Origin of the sequence: Streptomyces sp. PKU-EA00015 (assembly GCF_013387495.1) — a bacterium.
GTDB lineage: Bacteria > Actinomycetota > Actinomycetes > Streptomycetales > Streptomycetaceae > Streptomyces.
On record NZ_JABZEE010000024.1, the window covers coordinates 233,875 to 241,009 of the forward strand.

General features: G+C 73.4%; 6 protein-coding genes. 3 read left to right on the forward strand and 3 right to left on the reverse strand.

Annotation, left to right across the window (positions count from 1 at the left end; translation table 11 throughout):
- The first annotated feature begins 1 nt into the window (after position 1).
- On the forward strand, positions 2 to 1,756 hold the full coding sequence (locus tag HW130_RS16770) for a hypothetical protein (protein WP_177150378.1): 1,755 nt from the start codon (positions 2 to 4) through the stop codon (positions 1,754 to 1,756).
- Between the two features lie 64 nt (positions 1,757 to 1,820).
- On the opposite strand, the gene HW130_RS16775 is transcribed toward HW130_RS16770, so the two are convergent.
- Complete coding sequence (locus HW130_RS16775; RefSeq protein WP_177150379.1) at positions 1,821 to 3,131, reverse strand: ABC transporter substrate-binding protein; 1,311 nt, start codon at positions 3,129 to 3,131, stop codon at positions 1,821 to 1,823.
- Positions 3,132 to 3,304: 173 nt separating this feature from the next.
- Between HW130_RS16775 and HW130_RS16780 the strand changes: the two genes are divergently transcribed.
- Both HW130_RS16780 and purU read left to right on the forward strand, forming a co-directional pair.
- Positions 3,305 to 3,751, forward strand: a complete 447-nt coding sequence (locus HW130_RS16780) for a hypothetical protein (RefSeq protein WP_177150402.1) — start codon at positions 3,305 to 3,307, stop codon at positions 3,749 to 3,751.
- Positions 3,752 to 3,825: 74 nt separating this feature from the next.
- Positions 3,826 to 4,677 carry a formyltetrahydrofolate deformylase gene (gene purU, locus HW130_RS16785; protein ID WP_177150380.1) on the forward strand — a complete coding sequence of 284 codons (852 nt, stop codon included), beginning with the start codon at positions 3,826 to 3,828 and terminating at the stop codon, positions 4,675 to 4,677.
- A gap of 45 nt (positions 4,678 to 4,722) precedes the next feature.
- Here purU and HW130_RS16790 read toward each other — a convergent pair whose 3' ends face one another.
- The gene (locus tag HW130_RS16790; RefSeq protein WP_218183583.1) at positions 4,723 to 6,030 is read right to left on the reverse strand and encodes an extracellular solute-binding protein; all 1,308 of its coding nucleotides are present in this window, start codon (positions 6,028 to 6,030) and stop codon (positions 4,723 to 4,725) included.
- On the reverse strand, positions 6,027 to 7,135 hold a 1,109-nt coding region (locus HW130_RS16795), incomplete at its 5' end, for a hypothetical protein (RefSeq protein ID WP_177150381.1). The genes HW130_RS16790 and HW130_RS16795, both read right to left, overlap by 4 nt.

Consider the following 7,135-nt stretch of genomic DNA (forward strand, 5'->3'; position numbering starts at 1 on the left):
GGTGACGCACAGCGGACAGGGTGACGAGCAGCGGCTGCCGGCCGCGCGGCCCGCGTACGAAGGCGTCGTGCTGCCCGCCGACGGCAGTGAGCCCCTCATACCCGGATCCCCGGGAGCGCAGGCGACCCCTGCGGGCGGTCAGCCGTGGGGCGCGCCGTGGGGACCGCAGCAGCCGCCCGGGCCACAGGCACCGGGCGGCGTGCCCGGTACGCCGGCGCCCCAGCCGGGCTACGGCTACCCGGGCGCGGCCGGCCCGCAGGCCCCGCAGGGCTACGGCGACCCCGACGTCCCAGGCGCGCCCGGCCCTTCGGCGCCGCAGCCGGGTCACGGCGCCCCGGTCCCGCAGGGGCAGCCGGGCTACGGCTACCCCGGTGCGCCGATGCCGCAGGCGAGTGGTCCCGGTCACCCCGGTGCTCCGGTGCAGGGGCAGGCGAACGGCTACGGCGCCCCGGTCCCGCAGGGGCAGCCGGGCTACGGCTACCCCGGTGCGCCGATGCCGCAGGCGAGTGGTCCCGGTCACCCCGGTGCTCCCGCCCACGGCCAGACGAGCGGCTACGGCGCCCCGGCCCCGCAGGGACAGCCGGGCTACGGCTATCCCGGCTACGGCGCCCCGGCCCCGCAGGCCCCCGCCGCGCCCGCGCCGCAGCGTGTCACGTCGCAGCCGTTGCCGCCGCAGGACGCTCCCGGGCAGGAGGAGCGCACCCAGATGCTGCCGCCCCAGGGCGGGCCCGGCTCTGTCGGGGCGTCCGACCCCACGCAGTACATCCAGCCCGTCGCCGGCGGTTCCGCCACGCCGCCCGGGGCTCTGCCGCCCGAGGCGCCCGCCGAGTCGACGACGTTCCTCGGGACCGTGCGCGCGGGCGGGGGCGACTCCGAGGCCACGCAGTACATCGCGCCCGTGCCGCCCGCCCCCGCCGCGGCGCCCTTCGGCATCCGGCCGGGTGCGCCGGGGGACCGGCAACCCCCCGCCGAGTTCGACAGCCTGTTCCGTTCGGACGCTCCCCAGGCCCAGCCGGCCGACTCCACCCAGCAGCTGCCCCGGTTCGACGCCCCGCAGGGCGCCCAGCCGTCCGCGTACCAGGAGCCGGGGCGCGCGCCTCGCTACGACGACGAGCCCGTGACGCGCAGGCGCTCCATCGTGCCCGTCGTGGCCGCGCTCGTGATCGGCTGCGCCGTGCTCGGACTGGGAGTCGGCGCCGTGATGTCCGGCGGGGACGACGACGAGGACCCGGCGCCGGACAAGAACGTCGCCGCCACCACCCCCGCGCCGAGCCAGAGCGCGTCCACCCAGGCCGCCGACCCCGCCGAGCCGCAGGCGAAGGAGCTCGACAAGCTGCTCGCGGACAGCAACAACAGCCGTGCGGCGGTGATCCGTTCGGTCGAGAACATCAAGGTCTGCAAGAACCTCGACCAGGCGGTCACGGACCTGAAGGGCGCGGCCGCCCAGCGGCGCAGCCTGGTGACCCGGCTCGACAACCTGACCGTGGACAAGCTTCCGGACAACGCCGCGCTGACCGCCGCCCTGACCAAGGCGTGGCAGGCGTCGGCGTCGGCCGACGACCACTACGCGGCGTGGGCGCAGCAGGTCAAGGGCAAGAAGGGGTGCAAGGACGGGAAGGCCCGCGTCACCTCGCAGACCGCGCAGGGCAACCAGGCCAGTGGCGAGGCGACGAAGGCGAAGAACGAGGCCGCGCCGCTGTGGAACGCGATCGCCCGCAAGCACGGCCTGACCGAGCGGCGCAGCCAACAGCTGTGAGGCGGACGGCGGGGGCGGTGAACCCGGTTCACCCGCCTCCGCCGAGGAGTCGCCCGCGGAACGCTCAGGCCGCGTCCATCAGCGTCGTGCCCACGTCCACGAAGTCCTTGCCCTGAGCCACCAGCCGTCCGTCCCGCACCACTTGGAACGTCACGCTGCGGTTGACGATCCGCGGATAGCCGGGCGCGCCGAGCATGTTCTCGTAGCCCCACCGCAAGGGCGGCGTCAGGCCGTCGGTCGTCACCTCCAGGCCCTGGTCGAGGGCGTGGGAGATACGGCCAGGGGTGATCGCGTCGCTGTCGAGCGCGCGGATCACCCGCTCCAGCACCGTGTAGGCGATCCAGGTCGTCTGCACGCCGGCGTCGGCCGGGTCGATGCGGTCGTCGTGGAAGGCGTGTTCGGTGACCACCTTGCGCATTCCGTCCCAGCGTTCGTCGTTCGCGTCCGGGTACCAGCCGGTGATGTAGGCGCCCTCGAAGGGGCCCTTGCGACCGCCGGTGCGGTCGACGAGGGGCTGGCCGACGCTGCCGATGACGGACGAGATGCGGATGTGCCGGCCGTCCTCGGGCAGTCGCCGGAAGGAGTCGAAGAAGGTCTCCGTGCGGTCGCCGAGCGCGGCGGTGACGCAGCCGGGCCGGGTGTCGGAGGAGGCGGTCGACGTCCAGGTGGGCTCCGCGGCCCGCCTGCGGGCCTGCTTGGCCTGCTCGGTGTACTCGGTGGCGTCGTCGGCCGCGAGGATGTCGGCCGAGGGTATGTCCCGACTGCCTTCCTCGAGACCGGAGTTGAGCAGCTGGACGAGGTCGTCGCCGTTGATGCTGTCGGGGCGCACGAGGGAGACGCCGGCGCAGTAGTCGGCGAGCTGCCTGCCGTTGCCGGCGACCAGGGCGGGCTGGCCGCCGTTGACCGGGTAGGAGAGGTAGCTGGTGAACTCCTCCCCGGACATGCCGTATCCGCCGATGAAGGGGATGCCGGCGGCCTCGAGGGGCGCCATGAAGGAGCCGTACTGGCTGTAGGAGCCGACGACCGCGACCGCGCCCTCCTTGACGGCCCGGCGTGCGCAGTTGGCCGCGCCCTGGGGGGTGTTGCCCTCGTTGCAGGTGATGACGCGCAGGTCGTGTCCGTCGATGCCGCCGCGCGCGTCGGCCCAGCGTTCGTAGGCCTTGGCCATCGCCATCATGCCGGGCATGTTGGTGGCCTTCGTCTCCTCCGGGGCGAACGTCATGACGGTGACGGGCTCCCTGGAGCCCCCGGTGTCTCCCGGGAGGACACCACAGCCGGCGACGAGGGACATTCCTGCCGCCACGGCCGAGGTGAACGCGGCCCGTCGACGGGTCTTGGAGGGGCGGGGGGTGGAGGAACGACGCCAACCGGTCATGACTCCACACACTTTCTCCCTCCGGGGAACGGCACAGTGAGCATTGTTCAACGCAAGGTGACCGGAGGGTGAATTGCAGGGGCGGGTCCGGATGATCGAAAAGGGAACGTACGATCGAAGGCGTGCAGCAAGGTTCGGTCAACCCTTCCCGTCGCGGCCGTCGCTCCTCCACCATGGGCGGCATGCCGCTCAACGACATGCCCTGGTGGCGCTGGCGCAGCAACGTGCGCTCGGCGCTGCACATGCTTTCCGACCCCGTTTTCCACCAGGAGTGCTGGCTGGCCGGGCGCGAGGGGTACGGCGACGTCACGGACGCCGTGTACCGCCTGGTCGAGGACACCTGGCTGGACAACTGGTCGGCCGAGAAATACGTCGGCACGATCTTCCGCGACTCGGGCGAGGCCGCGCTGGTGGACGTCGCCGTGCTGCGGGTGCTGCGCATCATGCACCAGGTCGGCGCGGACGCCCCGGTGTCGGCGTACCTGGAGCACCACGGCTGGCCCGAGGCCGTCCGCGCGGCCCGTGACGCGCACGTGAGCCTCGCGTCGAACGACGGCGAGGACCCGGACGCGCCGCCGCGCTCGCTGGACGTGCTGCGGATCATGACCCGGTCGGTGTGAGCCGGCTGTCCACGACCGCGTCCGCTGGACGGACGCCGGACGGGCCCGCCGCCCGTTTGTGGCAGGCTACAAGGATGACTGACCAGTACGTCCTCACGCTTTCCTGCCCGGACAAACAGGGCATTGTGCACGCCGTGTCGAGCTACCTCTTCATCACCGGCTGCAACATCGAGGACAGCCAGCAGTTCGGAGACCGGGACACGGGCCTGTTCTTCATGCGGGTGCACTTCTCCGCCGAGGCTCCGGTGACCGTGGACAAGCTGCGCGCCAGCTTCGCCGCCGTCGGCGACGCCTTCGACATGGACTGGCAGATCCACCAGGCCGACGAACGCATGCGGATCGTCCTGATGGTCAGCAAGTTCGGCCACTGCCTCAACGACCTCCTCTTCCGCTCCCGGACCGGCGCCCTGCCGGTGGAGATCGCGGCGGTCGTCTCCAACCACACGGACTTCGCCGAGCTGGTCGGCTCGTACGGCATCCCCTTCCACCACATCCCGGTGACGAAGGACACCAAGGCCGAGGCCGAGGCGCGGCTGCTGGACCTCGTGCACGAGGAGCGGGTCGAGCTGGTCGTCCTCGCCCGCTACATGCAGGTGCTCTCCGACGACCTGTGCAAGCAGCTCAGCGGCCGGATCATCAACATCCACCACTCCTTCCTGCCGAGCTTCAAGGGCGCCAAGCCCTACCACCAGGCGCACGCACGGGGCGTGAAGCTGATCGGCGCGACCGCGCACTACGTGACGGCCGACCTCGACGAGGGCCCGATCATCGAGCAGGAGGTCGAGCGCGTCGGCCACGAGGTCACGCCCGAGCAGCTGGTGGCCGTGGGCCGGGACGTGGAGTGCCAGGCCCTGGCCCGCGCCGTGAAGTGGCACGCCGAACACCGCATCCTGCTCAACGGGCGCCGCACCGTCGTCTTCGCCTGAACCGGCGGGAGCGGCCCGGGAGCCGGGGAGATCGGGGACGCGTCCCTACGACGTGCCCGCGTCCCGCGACCCGGCCACCGGGTTGTCGCAGAGGTCGTCCAGGACGAACGCCCCCTCCTCCTCTTCCTCCTTCTCCCGCTGGAGCGCGGTCTCCGCGTCCAGCCGTTCGAGCAGGCGGGTCAGCAGCGCCGGGTCCTCCGGGTCGCCGACGAACTCCAGCACGGCCCGGTAGAACGCGTCGCGCAGCGTCGGCGGCATCGTGTCCGAGGCGTCCATGCAGATCCGGCCCGCCGAGTCGAACAGCTCCTGCACCGCCCGCGTCCCCGGCGACGGCGCCTTTGAGGCGAACGTGCCACCCGGGAAGAACGGCCGCTCACCGGACATCGCCGCGTCCGCCCAGTCCTTGCGGGCGGGCGCCGAGGTGAGCCGGCCCAGCAGGTCCCAGGCGGCGGCGCTCGGCCGGAAGACCGCGGCCATGTCGCCGGACACCTCGAAGACGCCGCCGCCCTCCTCGGCGGAGGCGGCCCCGCCGAGATGGCGGGCCGTCGGGGTCGGCCGCACGTCGTCGCCGTAGTGCCTGCGGATGAACGAACCCTGGTGCTCGTGGGTGCAGTCCCCGCGGTTCAGCAGACCGTAGCGGCCGTCGTCGAGCAGTTCGAACGAGTCCGTCAGCGCGTCCGGCGCGGGGGAGCGCCCGTTCGCGGTGAGCATCCGCGCCCACTCCTCCCACAACGGGCGCGTGCCCTTCCACGACGTCTTGCCGGTCGCCCAGCGCTCGTACGCGTCCGGGCCCCGGCGCTGCAGGATCAGGTCCTCGATCCAGTCCGTGCCCGGCCAGCCGGAGGTGGCACCGGAGTTCAGGCCGAGACACCACACGGGCTCGCTCTCCCCGACGCCCGCACGGCTCCACACCAGAGACTTCAGGTCGACGCGCACCGGCGCCCAGAAGACGTGCGTCCTCGCCGCGCCGCCCCTGCCGGGGACGGTGACCGGCGGCGCCCACGGCGGGATGGCCGCCCCGGCCACCTTCTCCGGCAGCGGATGGGCGTCGCCCGAGCGTGCGTACTGGGCCAGCTCGCCGGGGCTGTTGAGGATCGCCAGGTCCGGGGGCGCACCGGCCTGGAGCTGGGCGACCAGGGTCTCGCGCAGCGAGCGCGTGCCCTTGTAGACGTACCGGTGTCCCGTCTTCTGGCCGATGCTCCTCAAGGCCGCCACGAAAGGGGCCTCCTCGCCGTCCGTCCACGGGCCGAGGACGACGAGCGTCCGCTCCTCGGGGGCGCTCGCGCAACCGCCCGCCGAGGCGGTGGACACGGCGAGCAGACAGGCCGCCAGGGCGAGCCTCAGGCGCTTCATGCGTCCGCGTCCTTTCGCCGGGTGAAGTGCGGCGGATACGGCCGGGCGTACAGGTAGAGCGTGACGCCGCAGGCGAGCGCGCCGAGACCGGTCACGGGCACGGCGACGCCCGCGGTCAGCGCCCAGCCGTCCGGGTGCGCCGACCCCATCCGTGCCGCGGCCCCGCCCGCCACGCTCTCGATCTCGCGCCCGACCCCGGACACGGCCGTGACGTACTCCAGCTGGGCGACCGCCTCGTGCACGTCCTCCTGGGCGGCCTGCTCCTGGGCGCCGCCGACGGTCAGCAGCACCGGTGTCAGCAGCACGGGCACCGACGCCGCGACGATCTGGAGGCTCACCAGGCGCAGCCGGTCCCGCAGGAACACCGACGTGCCCACGACCGTGAAGGCGAACAGGCCGGCCACCAGCGCGGCCGCGGCCGCCGCCGCCTGGGTGAGCGCGCTCCAGTCCGCCAGGTCGCCGCTCTCGTCGAGGAGTTGCTCCTCCAGGACCTCGATGCGGTCCAGCACGGTGGTGGGGTCCTGCTCGCCGTTCGCCGGCTGCGGGCTGCGCAGCATCCCGGCCGCGTACGCCACCCCCGCCTCGCGCAGCACCCGGCTCGGGCGGTTGCGGTCCGCCCAGGCGATCTTGTCCCCGTACGCGACGACGAGACCGGACATCACCCGCAGCTCCTGCTCCTGGGCCTTGCTCAGAGCCCCGGACTGGGCGACCCGGTTCAGGCTCTGGGTCGCCTCGGCCAGGTGCGAACGGTAGGTCTCGCCGAGTTCGACGAGCCCGGCGTGCTCGGGGTTCAGCAGCCGTAACTCCGCCTGGGCCTGGGCGAGTCCGAGGGAGGTCCGCGCCTGGGCGAGCCCCACCAGCGCCGGCACGGACCGGTCCCGCAGCTCCTCGGAGCGCCGGTGCACGTCGTTGTAGGCGGCGGCGCTCAGCGCCAGCGCGATCAGCGCGAGGGCGGGCAGCACCAGCATCCTGCGCCGCAGGAACGCGGCGGTCGGCCGCCCCGTGCCGGGGGACCGGCCGGTGGCCCGCACCCACAGGGCGGGCGGGACGCGCCGGGCCTGCCGCCAGGCACGGCCGCCGAGCCGGCGGGCGAGGGCGGCGAGCC

Coding starts and splice junctions, on each gene's coding strand:
- purU (WP_177150380.1), top strand. CDS start 3,826: ATGACTGACCAGTACGTCCTCACGCTTTCCTGCCCGGACAAACAGGGC.
- HW130_RS16775 (WP_177150379.1), bottom strand. CDS start 3,131: ATGACCGGTTGGCGTCGTTCCTCCACCCCCCGCCCCTCCAAGACCCGT.
- HW130_RS16790 (WP_218183583.1), bottom strand. CDS start 6,030: ATGAAGCGCCTGAGGCTCGCCCTGGCGGCCTGTCTGCTCGCCGTGTCC.
- HW130_RS16780 (WP_177150402.1), top strand. CDS start 3,305: ATGGGCGGCATGCCGCTCAACGACATGCCCTGGTGGCGCTGGCGCAGC.